The sequence below is a fragment of the Paraburkholderia sp. BR13444 genome (genome assembly GCF_040948755.1).
Taxonomy (GTDB): Bacteria; Pseudomonadota; Gammaproteobacteria; order Burkholderiales; family Burkholderiaceae; genus Paraburkholderia; species Paraburkholderia youngii.
The window spans coordinates 157366-175052 of record NZ_JBFPKM010000002.1 but is presented as its reverse complement, the minus strand read 5'-3'; the positions used below and the strand labels follow the sequence as shown (position 1 = coordinate 175052).

The 17687-nt window shown below is 65.4% G+C and carries 19 protein-coding genes and 1 tRNA gene; 9 read left to right on the top strand and 11 right to left on the bottom strand.

Features of this window, described 5'->3' with window-relative positions:
* Positions 1-203 precede the first annotated feature (203 nt).
* From AB3X95_RS05120 to AB3X95_RS05110, 3 genes are all read left to right on the top strand, one after another.
* Positions 204-749: a bacterioferritin gene (locus AB3X95_RS05120; protein ID WP_176382084.1), complete on the top strand. Its 546-nt coding sequence runs from the start codon at positions 204-206 to the stop codon at positions 747-749.
* A 181-nt stretch (positions 750-930) separates the two neighbouring features.
* Positions 931-1563, top strand: a complete 633-nt coding sequence (locus tag AB3X95_RS05115; RefSeq protein WP_013089872.1) for a response regulator transcription factor — start codon at positions 931-933, stop codon at positions 1561-1563.
* 20 nt (positions 1564-1583) lie between these two features.
* Positions 1584-2015: a response regulator gene (locus tag AB3X95_RS05110; RefSeq protein ID WP_176124071.1), complete on the top strand. Its 432-nt coding sequence runs from the start codon at positions 1584-1586 to the stop codon at positions 2013-2015.
* A gap of 22 nt (positions 2016-2037) precedes the next feature.
* Here AB3X95_RS05110 and AB3X95_RS05105 read toward each other — a convergent pair whose 3' ends face one another.
* From AB3X95_RS05105 to AB3X95_RS05065, 9 genes are all read right to left on the bottom strand, one after another.
* Complete coding sequence (locus AB3X95_RS05105) at positions 2038-2391, bottom strand: DUF1493 family protein (protein ID WP_176124072.1); 354 nt, start codon at positions 2389-2391, stop codon at positions 2038-2040.
* Positions 2391-2822, bottom strand: coding sequence for an STM2901 family protein (locus AB3X95_RS05100; protein WP_176108130.1), 432 nt, complete (start codon positions 2820-2822; stop codon positions 2391-2393). Before AB3X95_RS05100 ends, AB3X95_RS05105 begins: the two co-directional genes overlap by 1 nt.
* Positions 2823-3051: 229 nt before the next feature.
* Complete coding sequence (locus AB3X95_RS05095) at positions 3052-4251, bottom strand: MFS transporter (RefSeq protein WP_368620825.1); 1200 nt, start codon at positions 4249-4251, stop codon at positions 3052-3054.
* A gap of 142 nt (positions 4252-4393) precedes the next feature.
* Complete coding sequence (locus tag AB3X95_RS05090) at positions 4394-5218, bottom strand: phosphodiesterase (RefSeq protein WP_368620824.1); 825 nt, start codon at positions 5216-5218, stop codon at positions 4394-4396.
* 55 nt (positions 5219-5273) lie between these two features.
* Positions 5274-6320: an ABC transporter ATP-binding protein gene (locus AB3X95_RS05085; protein WP_368620823.1), complete on the bottom strand. Its 1047-nt coding sequence runs from the start codon at positions 6318-6320 to the stop codon at positions 5274-5276.
* Positions 6317-7228, bottom strand: a complete 912-nt coding sequence (locus AB3X95_RS05080; RefSeq protein WP_176368092.1) for an ABC transporter permease — start codon at positions 7226-7228, stop codon at positions 6317-6319. Before AB3X95_RS05080 ends, AB3X95_RS05085 begins: the two co-directional genes overlap by 4 nt.
* A 14-nt stretch (positions 7229-7242) precedes the next feature.
* Positions 7243-8067, bottom strand: a complete 825-nt coding sequence (locus AB3X95_RS05075) for an ABC transporter permease (protein WP_013089865.1) — start codon at positions 8065-8067, stop codon at positions 7243-7245.
* Complete coding sequence (locus tag AB3X95_RS05070) at positions 8064-9146, bottom strand: ABC transporter substrate-binding protein (RefSeq protein ID WP_368620822.1); 1083 nt, start codon at positions 9144-9146, stop codon at positions 8064-8066. The genes AB3X95_RS05075 and AB3X95_RS05070 overlap by 4 nt, the downstream gene beginning before the upstream one ends.
* Before the next feature lie 97 nt (positions 9147-9243).
* Positions 9244-10311: a LacI family DNA-binding transcriptional regulator gene (locus AB3X95_RS05065; protein WP_368620821.1), complete on the bottom strand. Its 1068-nt coding sequence runs from the start codon at positions 10309-10311 to the stop codon at positions 9244-9246.
* Positions 10312-10452: 141 nt separating this feature from the next.
* Here AB3X95_RS05065 and AB3X95_RS05060 point away from each other — a divergent pair.
* From AB3X95_RS05060 to AB3X95_RS05050, 3 genes are all read left to right on the top strand, one after another.
* Positions 10453-10537 (top strand) — tRNA-Leu (locus AB3X95_RS05060).
* Positions 10538-10572: 35 nt separating this feature from the next.
* The gene (locus AB3X95_RS05055; RefSeq protein WP_368620820.1) at positions 10573-10782 is read left to right on the top strand and encodes a hypothetical protein; all 210 of its coding nucleotides are present in this window, start codon (positions 10573-10575) and stop codon (positions 10780-10782) included.
* A 103-nt stretch (positions 10783-10885) separates the two neighbouring features.
* Entirely contained in the window at positions 10886-11389 is a 504-nt protein-coding gene (locus AB3X95_RS05050; RefSeq protein WP_013089862.1) for a M48 family metallopeptidase, read from the top strand.
* 38 nt (positions 11390-11427) lie between these two features.
* Here AB3X95_RS05050 and AB3X95_RS05045 read toward each other — a convergent pair whose 3' ends face one another.
* A complete protein-coding gene (locus tag AB3X95_RS05045) occupies positions 11428-13764 on the bottom strand; it encodes an FdhF/YdeP family oxidoreductase (RefSeq protein WP_368620819.1) in 2337 nt (778 codons plus the stop codon).
* 140 nt (positions 13765-13904) lie between these two features.
* Here AB3X95_RS05045 and AB3X95_RS05040 point away from each other — a divergent pair, with 140 nt between their 5' ends.
* Both AB3X95_RS05040 and AB3X95_RS05035 read left to right on the top strand, forming a co-directional pair.
* Entirely contained in the window at positions 13905-15338 is a 1434-nt protein-coding gene (locus tag AB3X95_RS05040) for a PLP-dependent aminotransferase family protein (RefSeq protein ID WP_368620818.1), read from the top strand.
* 47 nt (positions 15339-15385) lie between these two features.
* The gene (locus AB3X95_RS05035; RefSeq protein WP_176108142.1) at positions 15386-15676 is read left to right on the top strand and encodes a helix-turn-helix domain-containing protein; all 291 of its coding nucleotides are present in this window, start codon (positions 15386-15388) and stop codon (positions 15674-15676) included.
* Positions 15677-15742: 66 nt separating this feature from the next.
* Here AB3X95_RS05035 and AB3X95_RS05030 read toward each other — a convergent pair whose 3' ends face one another.
* A complete protein-coding gene (locus tag AB3X95_RS05030; protein WP_368620817.1) occupies positions 15743-16336 on the bottom strand; it encodes a lysozyme inhibitor LprI family protein in 594 nt (197 codons plus the stop codon).
* Positions 16337-16596: 260 nt separating this feature from the next.
* Here AB3X95_RS05030 and AB3X95_RS05025 point away from each other — a divergent pair, with 260 nt between their 5' ends.
* A complete protein-coding gene (locus AB3X95_RS05025; protein WP_176124083.1) occupies positions 16597-17478 on the top strand; it encodes an SH3 domain-containing protein in 882 nt (293 codons plus the stop codon).
* Positions 17479-17687 lie beyond the last annotated feature (209 nt).

Here is a 17687-nt window from a genome sequence, read left to right as displayed (position 1 = left end):
TGAACGTAACACGAGATCGGCAGCGAAGTACGCAATACGTATACGTAGGTACAGGTAGTCAACAAGGCGCGGGAACGCGCGGCGTTCGAATCCTAGATCGAGGCGCCCGCGTTCGAAGCGCGCCGTCATTCCACCGTCGGCGCATCAGGCGCGATTCGTGCTGATGCGCGATTCCCCCAAATACCGGATAAAGGAGAAGTTCGATGACGAAGCAATCTGGCGACACGTTCGTGATGGACATCAAAAAGATCCGCGAGGACGCGCGCAAGCATATGTCGGATGGTCCGGTCACGCCGAGCTACGGCGCGAATCGCGACACGGTGCTCAAGCTGCTCAACGACGCGCTCGCCACCGAGCTCGTCTGCACGCTGCGTTACAAGCGTCACTATTTCATGGCGAAGGGCATCAACTCCGAAGCGGTCGCGACGGAATTCGCCGAGCACGCGAGCGAGGAGCAGGAACACGCCGATCGCATCGCCGAGCGCATCGTGCAGCTTGGCGGCGAACCCGATTTCGCGCCGGACGGCATCAAGGCGCGCGCGCACTCGGAATACAAGGAAGGCACCGATCTGACCGACATGATTCGCGAGAACCTGATCGCGGAGCGCATCGCGATCGACACGTACCGCGAGATCGTCCGCTATCTCGGCGAGAAGGACGTGACCACGCGCCGGCTGTTCGAGGAGATTCTCGCGGTCGAGGAAGAGCACGCCGACGATATGGCGGATCTGCTCGCGGGGCGTGAGTAGCGCGCCAAAGTGACGGGGAAGCGACGAAGACGCGGCGCAATAGTGTTGACCGGGCGACAGCGAACTCGGGAATGCCGGCGGCTGCGGTGCGAAGCCGCCGTCGCAGTCCACGTTCTGCCGTGGCCGCGGATCATTACAATGTCGGCTTAGGAGCGACTCCCTTTGCACGGACACCCAACCGATGATTCGAGTGCTGATAGCTGACGATCATGCGATCGTTCGAGGTGGTTTCAGACAGTTCGTCGCCGACGAGCCGGATATGTGCGTCGCCGCCGAGGCCGCGACCGGCGAGGAAGCGATCGGCCTCGTGCGCGAGCAGGCATTCGACGTGGTGCTGCTCGACATCGCGATGCCGGACAAGAACGGCATCGATACGTTGCGGGTGATCAAGCAGGTGCGTCCGGAGCAGGGCGTGCTGATCCTGTCGGGCTACCCCGAGAGCCAGTACGCGATCAATCTGCTGCGCGCGGGCGCGAACGGCTATCTGAACAAAGACTGCGAGCCGGAGGAAATCGTGCGCGCGATCCGCTCGGTTGCGCGCGGTCACCGCTATCTGTCGGAGGCGGTCGCCGATACGCTTGCCGACAATCTCGACAAGCCCGCCGCCGGGCGTCCCCATGAAGCGCTATCGGAGCGCGAATTCCAGATCTTCTGCAAGCTCGCGGCAGGGCAGTTGCCGACCGAGATCGCGGAAGAACTGCATCTGTCGGTCAAAACGGTCAGCACGTATCGCGCGCGGGTGCTCGAGAAGATGCGACTCGCGAACAACGCGGACCTCACGTATTACGCGATCAAGAATGGTCTGATCGAATGACGGACGATCGAGACATCCGGATGAACAGCGAATCGAACCCTGCTACCGATCCAGCCAGCCGCGCGCCGTTGCGCGTGCTGCTGATCGAGGATTCGCCGCTGATCCGCCGCAGCCTCGTCGAGGCGATCGATGCTTCGGGCTTGCTTCGCGTGGCCGCTTATGCCGATTCCGCCGACCAGGCGATTGCGTTGCTCGGCGACGAAGCGTTCGACGCGGTGATCGTCGATTTGCAGCTGAAGCGGGGCTCGGGTGTGCCGGTGCTCGCGTATCTGCAGCGCGAGGGGCTGATCGATTCGATGTTCGCGGCGGTGCTGACCAATCATGCGTTGCCCGCGTATCGAGCGCGCTGCGAGCAGTACGGCGTGCGGCACTTTTACGACAAATCGTTCGAGTTCGATCGTGTGCTCGACGCGCTGCAGGAGTATGCGTTGGGGCGGGGGGGTGGCGAGTAAGAGCCTGCGCGGGAGGACGTTTCTAGTCAGTTTTCCATGATCCGCATTTCATGGCTTCTTCGAGCATCCCAAGGGTAAGCGAACGTCCACCGAGTAATTCTCGCGCGCTGGCACTGAACGGGGACTTCAACGCGGCCGCGACGATGTCGAGTTTTCGCATATTGGCGGACGGAACGTAATAGGCGACGTCGAAATCGCGCAGGTCCACCTGGAAGCGTTGAGCCCATGCCTGCATCACGTCGAGGATTCTCGCCGGCTCCCACTCCAGATCGTGATACAGATCCATGTCGCGGGTCAGCTCGTCGTCGAGGGGCAGCCCGGCGGGCGTGCGCATTTCGCGGATGAACCGAGTGAGATCGAGCCAAGTGTCGTTCATTACAGGCGATCCTCCGGTTTGACCAGGCGGTTATAGGCATTGACGGTTTTGTAGCCGATTATTGCCACGTCGGATGCGGTGATTATCCACCCGACTCCGGGAATTGCTCGACCGACGAATACGCCCAGATGGCTCGTCAACTTCACGCGCAGTAGCACGACGCTCGTCCATGACGTGAATGTAGGCAGAATTCGATGCTTTAACTCGAAGGGCAATAGCGAGCGGGACAGCTTCGACGCCACTGACGTGCCTTTTACCGCGCCGCCAAATTTGCCTCGCGTCGGAATGAAGCGCGAGCCTGCGACGATCATGGAGGCGCCCACGGCATCGCTGATACCGATTTGGGCCATGGTTTCATCCACGGAGATTAGAAGGAACAGTTGCGTCGCGGTTAGATTGCTGTGTATTCCGTAGTTATATTTATTCGACATACCGGCGTGTGGACTTGATCGGGCAGGGGACAACGCATAACGCGTCGATGAACAATGGCGCGAGTCTTCGACTCGTGCCACATCAGTCCGTTAAGCTATCAAGTAACGACGAGTAATGAAATGGGCGAAGGATGATTCCGCGCGACGGATTGCGACAGGCGTTACCAGGCTCCGCCAGCGGTGGCAAATCGACAAGACGATTCTTATCCGGCCCTGGTCAGCATTGATATCAATGCCCCGCCCGCGCCGGCAAGCGCAGATGATTCCACGCGCCGAGCCCGGCAAACCCGATCCCCGCGATAGTGACGCCGATCCACCCGAACGCCGGCCACACGATCGCGCCGACACCCGAGCCCACCGCACCGCCGATGAAATACGCGACCATGTACACGGTATTCACGCGGCTGCGCGCATCGGGCTTCAACGCGTAGATGCGCGACTGATTGGAAATCTGCGCGGCCTGCACGCCGATGTCGAGAATGATCACGCCGACCACGAGTCCCGCGATGCTCTTCGCCGATGCCCCGAAGATCGCGAACGCGATCACGACCAGCACGAGCGACACGGTGATGATCGCGCGCGGGCCACGCCGGTCGGCGAACTTGCCGGCCAGCGGCGCGGCCAGCGCGCCAGCCGCGCCGACGATACCGAACAGCCCCGCCGCCTGCGGCCCGAGATGAAACGGCGCACCCGCGAGCAACAGCGCGAGCACCGACCAGAAAAGGCTGAACGCGCCGAACAACGCCGCTCCGGTCAGCGACGCCTCGCGCAGCGCGCGATGCTCGGTCACCAGATGCCACATCGACACGAGCAGCTTGCCGTACGGCAGCGTCGAGGTCGGCTGGCTCTTCGGCAGACGCAAAATGATGACGACCGCGAGCGCGAGCAGCGCGACGACCGATGCGCCAAACACCGCGCGCCAGCCGAAGTATTCACCGACGATGCCCGCCGCGGTCCGCGCGAGCAGGATGCCGAGCAACAGGCCGCTCATCACGGTGCCGACCGCGTGGCCGCGCTCGGACGGCAACGCGAGTTCGGCCGCGAACGGCACCGCCTGTTGCGCGATCGTCGCGAGCACGCCGATCGCTAGACTCGTGACGATCAGCACCGCGAGCGTCGGCGCCGACGCCGCGACGATGAGCGCGACGCACATGCCGGCGATCTGCAGCAGGATCAGTAAACGCCGGTCGAAGCGGTCGCCGAGCGGCGCGAGCAGCAGCATGCCGGCGGCGTAGCCGAGCTGTGTGACGGCAGGCACCGCGCCGACCCAGGACGCGCTGTCCGGAAACGACTGGCGCAAATTGTCGAGAAGTGGCTGATTGAAGTAGATGTTCGCCACAGAGACACCGGCGATCGTCGCGAGCAGCAGCAACACGCCGCGCAACGACCGGGCGGAGGAAGCGGAAGTGGAAGCGTCGGAAGTGGACATGACGGAGGCGGATCGACGGACCGGCCCATGCGCGGTCCTCAAGCGTGCCGATCATACCGGAGCGGCGGGGTTCCTGCTGACGGTCGAGCGAGCGCTCGCCCGCGCGGCCGCCATCCGGTTGCAGAGAGCTCTACCGCTCCTGTCAGTCGATCAACGCGCCAGCATCGTAGAACGGATACGGGCCGTCGGCCGGATCGACATACGCGTGATGCGTGACGATGCCCGTCGCCGGCGCGTAGTAATGCAGCGCGTAAGCGGGCGGCTCCATCACGAACGCCGACGGTCCTTCCTCGCGAAAATCGAGCGCCACCTGGTGCGCGGGCGCGGGAATCGCGCTCGCGATCGTGCCGCCGAAGCGCACGAACATCGAGCGATGCACGTGCCCGCAGAGCACGCGCTCGACGTTGGGATAGCGGGCGATCAACGCGGCGAGCTTGTCCGATGCCGCCGGGTCGAGCCGGATCTCGTCCATATGTCCGATGCCGCACGCGAACGGCGGATGATGCAGCGCGACCACGACCGGGTTGCCGCGCGCCGCATCGAGCTGCTGCGCGAGCCACGCGAGCCGCTTGTCACACAGCATGCCGGCGCTCGAACCGGGCACCAGCGAATCGAGCGCGATCACGCGCAGCGGGCCGACGTCGGCCGCGTACTGAACGAACTCGCCGCCGCTTTGCAATTCCTCGCGCTCGGGAAACGCCGCGCGCAACGCGTCGCGTTCGTCGTGATTTCCGACCATCAGGAAGTAGGGGATCTCGAGCGGTGCGAGCAATGTCTTCAGGTGCGCGTACTGCTCTGGGTCGCCCTGATCGACGAGGTCGCCGGTCATCAGCACCGCGTCGGGGCGCGGTGTGAGCGCGTTCAGCGCGTCGATGCAGCGCGCGAGGTAGGGAGCAGTATCGACGCGGCGATACGCGAGTGCGCCGGGTTGCTTGATATGCAGGTCGCTAATTTGAGCCAGCAGCATGAGAGGTCCTTCGGGTTGCTTCGTGTTGAGCGCCAGGCTGCGGCGCTGTTTGTACCTACGATAGCGCAATCAGTGCGTCCCGCTCGATCGAAATGCCGACCGGCGTGCCACGCGCAAGCTCGATACGGCCCGCGACGTCGACGAAGAGCGGCTCGGGCGCGGCGCCACCAATCGTCAGGCGCGTGCGTTCGCCGAGGAACGCGGTGCTTTCGATCAGGCCGCGCAGCTGCGCGAGCGCGGGGTCGGTGAGCCGCGCGTCCTCGGGGCGAAAGAAGATTTCGTGCGGGCCGGTCGCATTCGATGCATGCGCGGGCACCGGCACGGCGCCGCCGCTCGTCGTCAGCATGCCGTCGCGCGGCTCGCCCGCGATACGGTTGATCGTGCCGACGAACTGCGCGACCGTGCGATTGGCCGGACGATAGTAGATGTCGCGCGGCGAACCGATCTGCTCGATGCGTCCCGCGCTCATCACGACGATCCGATCGCCGAGCTCCATCGCCTCGGCCTGATCGTGCGTCACGTAGACGGTGGTGATGCCGAGCTCGCGCAACAGCGCGTTCATTTCCGTGCGCAATGCGTCGCGCAGACGCGCGTCGAGCGCGGTCAGCGGTTCGTCGAGCAGCAGCACGCGCGGCTGCACCGCGAGCGCGCGAGCGAGCGCCACACGTTGACGCTGGCCGCCCGACAGTTGATCGATCGGTTTGTCCGCGTGCGCGGCAAGCCGCATCATGCCGAGCAGTTCGTCGACGCGTTGGCGGGCAGTTGCCGCCGGCATGCGCCTGATCTTCAGACCGTAGCCGATGTTGCCGCGCACGGTCAGGTTCGGAAACAGCGCGTAGCTCTGGAACACCATGCCGACCGCGCGTTTTTCGATCGGCAGCGTGGTCACGTCGTCGTCGCCGAATGCGATGCGACCGCCCGCGTCCGGGGTTTCGAGGCCCGCGATCAGGCGCAGCGTCGTCGTCTTGCCGCAGCCCGACGGTCCGAGCAGCACGAGGGTTTCGCCCGCGCCGATCGACAGGTCGAGCGGTTCGAGCACGCGCGTGCCGCGAAACGTCTTGGCGCACTGCGTGAGCGTGATGGGAACCGAGGTGAGTTTCATGGCGTGTCGATGGGTTTCGCGAAAGAGGCGGCGCCGTGCCTGTTCGACGCGCTGCGCTGGCCGGTCGCATCGACGCCGAGCCATTGCATCGCGACGAGCAGCGGCATCGTCATGATGAAGAACAGGATCGTGTACGCGCTGCCGATCTCGATGCGCATCGACGCGTAGGTATCGGCGAGGCCGACCGGCAGCGTCTTCGTATCGGGCGTGTGCAGCATCCACGTGAGGTTGAATTCGCCGATCGACAGCGTCAGCACCGCGAGCGCGCCCGCGACGATGCCGGGCCGCGCGTTCGGCAGCACGATCGTCACGAAGCGCGTGAAGAAGCCCGCGCCGAGGCTTGCCGCGCCTTCTTCTAGCGTGCGCAGATCGCTGCTCGCGCAGACCGCCGCCACCGCGCGCACCATGAACGGCAGCGTGAATACCACATGCCCGACCACGATGAACGCCGCGCTCATCCGGAACGCCGTGAAGCCGCCGTAGATCACCAGCAGCGCGAGTGCCGATGCGAGGCCGGGCAGCGCGATCGGCAGCACCAGAAACTCCTCGACGATGCGGGCGAAGCGTGTCTTGCTGCGCGCGAGCACGTAGCCCGCGGGTACGCCGGTCAACAGCGTGACGACGAGCGTCGCGGCGGCCACTTCGAGCGACAGCCACACCGAGCCGTGATACTGGCTCCACACTTCGACGAGCCAGCGCAGCGTGAGTCCGCTCGACACGCCCTTGAAGTAGTTGACCGTCAGCCCCGCGACGATCGACATGACGACCGGCACGATCAGGAACGCGCACAGCAGCAGGGTGACGAACCATTGACCCGCGGCGAGCCAGGTTCGCGAGGAAGGCCACGCGCGTCGCGTGCGCGGTCCCGCTGCCGGTTGCGACGGCGAGGAGGCCGTGACTGAGTTCATGGATGGGTTGTCGTTCATGCGCTCGCCGCCACGCCCGAACCGCTCGCGCTGCGCGCGATCGCCAGCACCGCCCACGTGACGATGCCCAGCACGATCGACAGACCCGCGGCGGTCACCATGTTCGCGTTCAGCGTGAACTCGGTATAGATGGTCATCGGCAGCACGTCGATGTCGGTGGCGAGCGTGAACGCCGTGCCGAACGCGCCCATCGCGGTCGCGAAGCACACGGCGCCTGCCGCGATCAGACCGGGCGACAGCGCCGGCAGCACGATGTCGCGCATGATGCGCCACGGCGATGCGCCGAGCGAGCGCGCGGCCTCTTCGAGCGAGGCATCGAGCTTGGTCGCGGAGGCCATCACGGTGACGATCACACGCGGAATCGAGAAGTACAGATAGCCGAGAAACAGGCCGCTCATCGAATACGCGAATACCCAGCGATCGCCCGCGAGTTTCAGCGAGAGCGCGCCGATCAGCCCCTGACGCCCGGCGAGCATGATGACCATGAAGCCCACGACGACACCGGGAAATGCGAGCGGAAACGTCAGCAGCGCGAGCAGCGTGCGCTTGCCGGCGAACTCGCGGCGCGCGAGCAGCAGCCCTGCGATCACCGACAGCACCAGGGTGGCCGCCGTGACCGCCGCCGACAGCACGACGGTCGCGCCGAGGCTCGACATATAACGCGGATTGGTCAGCATCGCGCGATAGGTCGCGAACGCGTGGCCGCCGCCGGAGAGCTGCGCGAGCGCGCCCATCGGCAGCAGCCAGAACGCGATGAACACCGCGAGCGCCGGCGCGAGCAACGCGATGCGCCAGCGCAGCGGGAACGTGACGTCGTTCAATGCATCACCTGCAGATAGCGCTCGCCGAAGCCCGACTGCTTCTCGGCCATCTTCGCGAAGTCGACCGGCTTCGCGCGCGCGTATTCGCTCGCGGGCAGGAACTGCGCGGCGGTCTCGGCATTCATCGCGCTCGCGCGCACCGGCCGCAGATACGCCTGCGCCCACAGCTTCTGGCCTTCGTCGGACAGCACGAAATCGAGCACCTTCTTGCCGTTCGCTTCATGCGGCGCGCCCTTCACGAGGCTCATCACGTACGGCACCGAGATCGTGCCTTCCTGCGGAATCACGAACTCGACGTTCGCATGATCCTTGTACTTCGCGCGATACGCGTCGAAGTCGTAGTCGAGCAGGATGGGAATTTCGCCGGACAGCACGCGGGCGTACGCGGTTTGTTTCGGCACGATCGGCGCGTTCGCCTTGAGCTTCCTGAACCAGTCGAGGCCCGGCTCGAAGTTGTCGAGCGTGCCGCCGAGCGCCTGGTTCACCGCGACCGCGCCCGCATAGCCGACGAACGCGCTCGACGGATCGAGGTAGCCGATCATCCCTTTGTACTGGGGCTTCAGCAGATCGGCCCACGAGCGCGGCACCGGCTTGCCTTCGAGCGCGTCCTTGTTGACGAAGAAGCCGAGCGTGCCCGAGTGGATCGTGAACCAGTAGCCTTGCGGGTCTTTCAGGCTGGCGGGAATGTCGTCCCAGTGCGCGGGCTTGTACGTCTGGATCACGCCCTTGTCCTTGGCCTGGAACGCGGACGACACGCCGAGATACACGACGTCGGCGACCGGGCTTTTCTGCTCGGCCATCAGCTGTGCGATCGATTGGCCCGAGTTCTTGTTGTCGAACGGCACGCGAATGCCGGTCTTTTGCTGGATCGCCTTGATCTGGCTCGCCCAGTCGGCCCATTCGGGCGGGCAGTTGTAGCAGATCGCGGTTTCATCGGCGCGCGCGGTTTGCGGCGCGAGCGTGACGAGCGCCGCGCCGGCGACGAGCAGGCTCGCCGGCAGTACGGTCGCGGCGGCGTGCGAGAGTTTCCGCCAGAGCGGTTTGAGCGAAGATGCGAAGCGTGAGGTCGAGCGGGTCACTGCAGGTCTCCTGTGTCGATCGGTGCAAGTGCTTCAGCACTCACGCCGGGCCCGTAAAAGGTGGTGGTTGCAAGCGGTTGTAGTGCGCGACGGCTGCCTAGGCGGTCAGCCCTTGTGTTGGTGATGCGCTGTCGAAATCTGCGTGGGACCCGAGCGCCGCGATCGTCGCGCCTTCGCGCACGCTGTGCGGCAGGGTCAACGCGAGCGAGGTGGCGGGGAATGCGCGATCGTCGCGCGCGCCGCCGATGCGGGCGAGCAAGCGCCGCCACGCCGCGCAGCCGATCTCGCGATTCGGCGCGCAGATGCTCGCGAGCGCTGGCGACAGCAGTTCGCCCATCGCGAGGCCGTCGAAGCCTAGAATCGACATGTCCTGCGGGATCTTCAGACGCGCGCGACGCAGGCCGCGCATCACCACCATCGCGAGCAGATCGTTGCTGCAGAAAAGGGCGGTAGGACGGTTTGCGCCGTGCGTCAGGTGCGCGAGCACGGACGGCGCGAGTTCGTCGGCGTTGAAATCGACTTCGAGCGCGGGCGCGGCGGTGAGGCCGGCTTGCTGCATCGCCTGCGTGTAGCCGAGATGCCGCTGACGCGCGCGATCCGACGCGGCGAACGAGCCGGCCAGCATCAGGATGCGGCGATGGCCGTTGGCGATGAGCCGGCGCACGCCGTCGTAGGCGGCGAGGCGATTGTCGACCGACACCGACGGGCGGCGCACCGTGTCGTTGTGCATCAGCACGTACAGCAGGCCGTCGCGGTCGAGTTCGTCGAGCAGCGGATGGGTGTCGGCATCGGCGACGGTCAGGATCAGGCCTTCGACGCGATGCTCGCGCAGCGTTTCGATTGCGTGGCGTTCGCGATCCACGTCGTACTGCGTGGTCATCAGCATCAGCCGGTAGCCTTGCGCCGACGCGAGATCGTCGATGCCTTGCAGGCATTCGGCGAACACCGGGTTCGCGAGCGTCGGCAGAACGACGCCGATCAGGCGCGTGCGCTCGCCGCGCAATTGCCGGCCGAGCGGGCTCGGGCGGAAGTTCAGCGCGTCGATCGACTGACGTACCTTGTCGAGCGTGATGGGGTTCACGGTGTGCGGCGCGTTGATCGCGCGCGATACCGTGGCGATGGAAAAGCCCGCGTGGGCGGCGACATCTTTGATCGTCGGCGTCATCGGTTTGCGGCCCGCTGTAATCGTTTTCGTGAGCGGATTATCGGCAAGGTTTGTGACTTGGGGATGAACGTGGTGTCGGGCGTTCTTGGGGCTGCGGCGAGGCGATGGTAGAATTCGCGTCCACGCGCGATTGCGACCCTTGCCGGGGTGATGAAATTGGTAAACATAGCGGACTTAAAATCCGCCGCCTTCGGGCTTGCCGGTTCAAGTCCGGTCCCCGGCACCAGAGTTCCAAATCACAGGCACGATGCGCGCACGCCGATGACCGCCGTGCCGATCTCGCTCTCCAGTTTTCCCGATCAGAAATCCAGTTGCTTCGCGCTGATACCGAGCTCGAAAGTACAGGTCAATATTTTTTTACGTATCACTGGCGGCAGCGTGCTGCTCGAATCTGCGGCGCATCGCACGGAAGCGGTGAATCTCGTTGGCCTATGCGGACAAAATCGAGTGAGAAACTGTCACGCCGCATAACGCGATGAGCCCCCAGAACTCGGCGTAAATCCGGACAAGCGCCCAACCTTGTCGATCGGCGCGACCCTGCGTAATATCACCTCGCCAACCTCGATCCACCTTCATGTCTTCGCTCAAATACCTGACCGGCTACCCCGCGCCTCTGCAAGACAAGGTGAGAACGCTGATCGCCGACGATCAGCTCGGCTCCTATCTCGCGCAGAAGTACCCGAACACGCACGAGGTGCAAACCGACCGCGCGCTCTACGAGTACTGCGCGGAACTCAAACGCGAGCACCTGCGCAACGCGGAGCAGATCGACAAGGTCACTTACGACAGCAAGCTCGACGTGATGCGCCACGCGCTCGGCCTGCATACGAGCATTTCGCGCGTGCAGGGCAGCAAGCTGAAAGCGAAGAAGGAAATCCGCATCGCGTCGCTATTCAAGGGCGCGGCGCCGGAGTTTCTGAAGATGATCGTCGTGCACGAACTCGCTCATCTGAAAGAGAGCGATCACAACAAGGCTTTCTATCGTCTGTGCGAGTTCATGCAGCCGGGTTACCACCAGATCGAGTTCGATCTACGTCTGTATCTGACGCATCGCGATCTGGCGAAGAAGCCCGTGTGAGGGACGCCGCGCGCAAGGCGCGGAAAATAGAGCCGACTTCAGGCCGCCAGAACGGCGGCATCCTCCACCACCGACGCCGTCAACAACACCGGAATCGACTTCGACGTCGGCGTACCCGCGCCATCCGCGACCGAGGAGAGCGGCACCAGCGGATTCGTCTCCGGATAGTAAGCGCCGAGGCAGCCGCGCGGAATGTCGTACTCGACGAGCAGAAAACCGTCCACTCGTCGCTCGATGCCATCGGCCCACACGCTCGTGATATCGACACGCTGACCGGCCGCGAACCCGAGCATCGCCAGATCGTCCTTGTTGGCGAACAGCACGCGCCGCTGTCCGTACACGCCGCGATAGCGATCGTCGAGACCGTAAATCGTCGTGTTGTACTGATCGTGTGAGCGGGTGGTCATCAGGGTCATCAGGCGTTCGCCGTGACGCTTCTTCGCCTGATGAATCGGCGTGTCGAGCGCGATCGCGTGGACGATGAAGTGGGCCTTGCCGCTCGGCGTTTTCCAGATGCGATCGCGCGACGCGACGCCGAGATGGAAACCGCCCGGTTTCTTCAGACGCTCGTTGTAGTCGTCGAAACCGTCGATCACCTTCGCGATGCCATCGCGAATCAGCGCATAGTCGGCCGCATGCGCGAGCCAGTCCACCTTGCCGCTGCCCAAAGTCGCATGCGCCATGCGCGCGACGATCGCCACTTCGGATAGCAGATTGTCCGACGCCGGCTTGTTCATCCCGTATGAGATGTGCACCATGCTCATCGAATCCTCGACGCTGACGCCTTGCGCCACGCCGTTCTGAATATCGATCTCGGTGCGCCCGAGCGTCGGCAGGATGAGGGCGTCGCGGCCATGCACGAGGTGGCTGCGGTTGAGCTTCGTCGTCACGTGCACGGTCAGCTCGCATGCGCGCATCGCGTCCCACGTGCGCGGCGTATCCGGCGTCGCGATCGAGAAATTGCCGCCGAGGCCGATGAACACTTTCACCTTGCCATCGAGCATCGCCTGAATCGTGTTGACGACGTCGAGACCGTGCTCACGCGGCGGCGCGAAATCGTAGGCTGCACCAAGCTTGTCGAGAAACGCTTCGGTCGGCTTTTCCTCGATGCCGACCGTGCGGTCGCCCTGCACGTTCGAGTGGCCGCGCACCGGGCACAGCCCCGCGCCGCGCCGGCCGATATTGCCGCGCATCATCATCAGATTCGACAGCAGCTGCACCGTCGCGACAGAGTTCTTGTGCTGCGTGAGACCCATGCCCCAGGTGGAAATCACCGCGCGGCCCTTCACGTAGATATCGGCGAGCTTCAGCACCTCGTCGAGCGGCACGCCGGCCTCGGCGACGATCGTGTCCCAGCGCTCGGCGCGCAGATCATCGGCGAATGCGGCGAAGCCGACCGTGTGCTGGGCGATGAAGTCGACGTCGAGGACGCGCTCGAGGCCTGACACGAGCGCTTCGTCGTCGAGTTCGAGCACGCGTTTGGCGACGCCCTTGATCAGCGCGAAATCGCCGCCGACCTTCGGACGGATGAACACGGAGCTGATTTTCGTGCTGCCCATCGTCAGCATTTCGACCGGATGCTGCGGGCTCGCGAAACGTTCGAGGCCGCGCTCCTTCAGCGGATTGATCGACACGATCGTGGCGCCGCGCTTCGCGCATTCGCGCAGCTCGCCGAGCATGCGCGGATGGTTGGTGGCCGGGTTCTGGCCGAAGATCAGCAGCGTATCCGCGTGTTCGAAGTCGTCGAGCGTGACCGTGCCCTTGCCGACGCCGACCGTGTGCGGCAGGCCACGGCTCGTCGCCTCGTGGCACATGTTCGAGCAATCGGGAAAATTGTTGGTGCCGTACATGCGCACGAACAGCTGGTACAGGAACGCGGCTTCGTTGCTCGCGCGGCCCGACGTATAGAACGCGGCGCGGTTCGGATCGTCGAGGCGCTTCAGATGGCTTGCGATGAGCTCGAACGCGCCGTCCCAGCCGATCGGCACGTAGCGGTCGCGCGCGGCGTCGTAGACGAGCGGATCGGTCAGACGGCCGTGCTGCTCGAGCTCGAAGTCGGATTGCGTCATCAGCTCGGCGACGCTGTGCTGCTCGAAGAACGCCGGCGTCACGCGCTTGCCGGTGGCCTCGGCGGCCACCGCCTTCACGCCGTTTTCGCAGAACTCGAACGTCGACGCGTGCTCGCGATCCGGCCACGCGCAGCCGGGGCAGTCGAAGCCGTCAGGCTGGTTCTGCTTGAGCAGCGTGCGGTAGTTGCCGCCCGCGACCTTTTCCTTGAGCAGGTTGATGGCGACATACTTCAGCGCGCCCCAGCCGGCGGCGGGGTGCTTGTACGGCTCGATGCGGGGTTCGGCTTGTGCTTCGTTCTTCTTCATGACGTGACGATGGACAGATTCGACGGATTTTGCAGACCAATGTCCGCAAGCGTACTGTGTTCCACAATCCCCGTCGGATACAGAAAATCGGAAAGAATAGGAGTACAGTTGCGCGACGATCCCTAGACCGCCCGAATCGCATGAAGCTCTACGAAAAACTCGCCGACGAAATCACCGAAGCCGTGCGCCGCGGCGTATTCGCGGCCGGCGAGCGGATTGCGTCGGTGCGGCAGGCGAGCCAGCAGCACGGCGTCAGCATCAAGACGGTGCTGCATGCGTATGCGCTGCTGGAGAGCCACGGCATCATCGAGAGCCGGCCGCAGTCGGGCTATTTCGTGCGCGACGCGGCCGCGCGGGCGCTCGCGCCGGTGCCTGCCGCGGCACGCGCGGGGCGCAAGTCCGCGCCGCCGCCGATGCCCGCGACGGTCGACGTGAGCCGGCTCGTGCTGTCGACCCTGCGCAGCATCCGCGCGCACGACGCCGTGCCGTTCGGCTCGCCGTATCCCGATCCGTCGCTGTTCCCGTGGCGGCGCATCAACCAGTACGCGAACGCGGTTGCGCGGCGGCACGCGAGCTGGAATCTGATCGACGATCTGCCGCCAGGCAACCCCGAGCTGATCCGCCAGATCGCACGGCGCTACGCGGAAAACGGTCTGCCGGTCGATCCGGGCGAAATCATGATCACGCTCGGTGCGACCGAGGCGATCAACCTGAGCCTGCAGGCGGTCGCGAAGCCGGGCGACACCGTCGCGGTCGAATCGCCGACCTTCTACGCGATGCTGCACGCGATCGAGCGCCTCGGCATGCGCGCAATCGAGGTGGCGACGCATCCGGTCGACGGCATCGACATCGACGCGCTCGCGAAGGTGATCGCGCGGCAGAAGATCGCCGCGTGCATGGTGATGCCGAACTTCCAGAATCCGCTCGGTTTCTGCATGTCCGACGAGCGCAAGCGGCAGCTGGTCGAACTGCTGGCCGCGCATGAGATTCCGGCGATCGAAAACGACGTCTACCAGGAGCTGTATTTCGGCGACGCGCGGCCATCGACGCTAAAGACGTTCGACACCAAAGGGCTCGTGCTGCACTGTGCGTCGTTTTCGAAAAGCCTGAGCGCGTCGTACCGGCTCGGCTGGGCGCTGCCGGGGCGTTATCGCGCGCAGGTCGAGAAGCTCAAGTTCCTGAATACGCTGACGACGCCGTCGGTGCCGCAGGTCGCGGTCGCCGATTATCTGCGTCAGGACGGCTACGACCGGCATTTGCGGCATCTGCGCCGCGTGTACCGTCAGCAGGCGAGCATCATGAGTGCGCTGGTGCTGCGCTTCTTCCCGGTTGGCACGCGCGTGTCGACGCCGCGCGGCGGCTACGTGCTGTGGGTCGAGCTGCCGGTTGCGATCGACTCGATGCGGCTTTATCAGGCCGCGCTCGAACGCGGGATCACGGTCGGGCCGGGGATGATGTTTTCGACGCGCAACGATTATCGGCACTTCATCCGGCTCAACTACAGCTATCCGTGGACCGCGCAGGCCGAGGCGGCGCTGAAGACGCTCGGCGAGCTGGCTACGGGGATGGCGTGAAGGGCGCAACCGCGATACGACCGACACCTCACAACTGCGAGACCGATATGAACGACGACGACATCGACCCGCAACTCGCCGCGATACTCGCGCAGCTATGGCGCGCGCATCGCGAGACACCCCGGCGCGCATGGTCGCTAGCGAAGCTGTCGAAGCAGGCCGGCGTGCCGATGAGCAGCTTGCGGCGGCAATTGACGGCGCTATCGGGCGGCGGTCTCGTCGATACGATGTTCCATGACGATGGCACCGGAGCCGCGTCGCTGAGCGAAATCGGCGCGCAGCTTTGCGCGGAGCTGTTCGGCACAGGCGAGGGCGGTGAGCCGTCGGCCGCTGACTGAGCTTTGCGCGCGCAATTCACTCGGCGCGCAGGTTGATCGCCGTCGTGGCCAGTGTGTTTCGCCGTCTCATTGCCCAACGCTCGCCTGCACCTGCGGTTGCATCGGCATCGGCGCTTGTGCTTGCGGCGGCGCCATGTCCACAGGCTCGAGCGTGGCCACGCCGCAAAACCAGTCGCCATCGTGCGGCTGATACTTCCAACGCTTGCCCGACTGTCCGATCACGCTCGCACATTGCTCGTTGACGACGAGGCCGGGCTTCGCCGCCGTGCATTGCAGCGTCGACGGGTCCGGGTGCGCGTCCACATCCGCACCCTCGGACGCCGCGTGCCGCGAGCCGCCCGGCAAGCTCGCCAGCAGCCGCTGCAATTCGTCGATGCGCGTCGCGTACCACGTCCGCAGACACGCGGCGTCACGGCAGTTCGCTTCGCGCCAGGCCCACTTGCTGTCGCTGGCGTCGATGAACGCGCGGCGCTGGGCGACTCGTCGACGCGCTTGCCAGTAGAGTTGGCCCAACGTGTCGTCGAGCGCCGACAGCGCGGAGTCGCCGCAAATCATGCGCTCGGCCGGCGAGCGGCCGCGCTGGCAGTCGAAGCTGGTGGCGTTGGCATACGGATGCGCGAGCAGCAGTCCGGCGATCAGGAGGGGGCGGAAAAGGGTCATCAGGGTCCCGGCGGTGCATCGATTGATCATGCCGCCGATGATCGACCGGTCGCGCGCCTCGCGCACGTCCGAACAACGCGGGAGTTCGGGCGGGTCGTTACCAGATGTTGCCGCACGGGCTTGCCGGCTGGCATGTGCCGTGCGCGAGTACGGCGCGCGCACGTTCGCGTGTCATGAAGAAGGCGCAATGTCTATATATTGGAAGTGGGGGCCCATAGGCCGGCGTGGTCAAAAGGTGACCATCGAGATAGGAAGAACGAATGCAACGACAACTCGTGATCGGTCTTTACATGGCAGCGGGCCTGCTGATTTTGCCCGGCGTGGCCAGCGCGCAGTCGCAGGCCTATACGAATAGCGGCACAAACCTGCGCGCGGGCCCGGCGTCCGACTACCCGATCGTCGCGCAGCTACCGGGCGGCGTTCCGGTGACGGTGATGGGGTGCCTGAGCAACTACCAGTGGTGCGACGTCGCCACACCGAATCTGCGCGGCTGGGTGTATGCGTCTCGGCTCAGTTCGCCGTACCAGGGCTACAACATGCCGCTGAACTACGGCGCCGCGCTCGGCCTGCCGATCCTCGCGTTCTCGATCAACGATTACTGGGGCAACTACTACCGCGGCCAGCCGTGGTACGGCCAGCGGTCGCGCTGGGCGCGTCATGCGCCGCCCCCGCCGCCGCGACCGGGCGCCGGGCATCCGCCGCCGAACTGGCGGCCGTTGCCGGGGCATGTCGGCGGGCGTCCTCCGGGTGGCTCGCCGCCGGGCAACGCGGGCGGCCGTCCTCCGGGTGGGTCGCCGCCGGGCAATGCAGGCGGACGGCCTCCAGGTAACGAGGGCGGCCGACCACCGGGCAACGCGGGCGGCCGACCACCGGGTGGCCCGCCTCCGGGCAGCGCGGGCGGCCGTCCTCCTGGCGCGCAGCAGGGCGGTGGGGGTGGCCGGCCACCGGGCGGCGGACCGCAAGGCGGCGGAGGCGGTCGCCCGCCGGGCGGCGCTCAACAGGGCGGCGGCAATCGTCCCCCAGGTGGTCAAGGCGGACCCCAAGGCGGTCATCAAGACGGACCCCAAGGCGGACCCCAAGGCGGACCCCAAGGCGGCGGTGGCGGCGGAACACGGCCTCCAGGAGGCGGCGGCAACAATTGACAATTGAGATATTGACGCCGCCACAGCACTGAAGACAGTGGTGCCGATCGGGCCGCCGCAACCTGCCGCAGCGGCCCGGCATCGAGCCGCTGCGGCGCCTGCGGGCCACGAACCGACGGCCTCAGACCTGCCGTCGCCCGTCGTACCCGCGTCAACCGATGCTTGCACACCACACCGGTAGCCGTCCGCACGCGATGCGTGGCAGATTT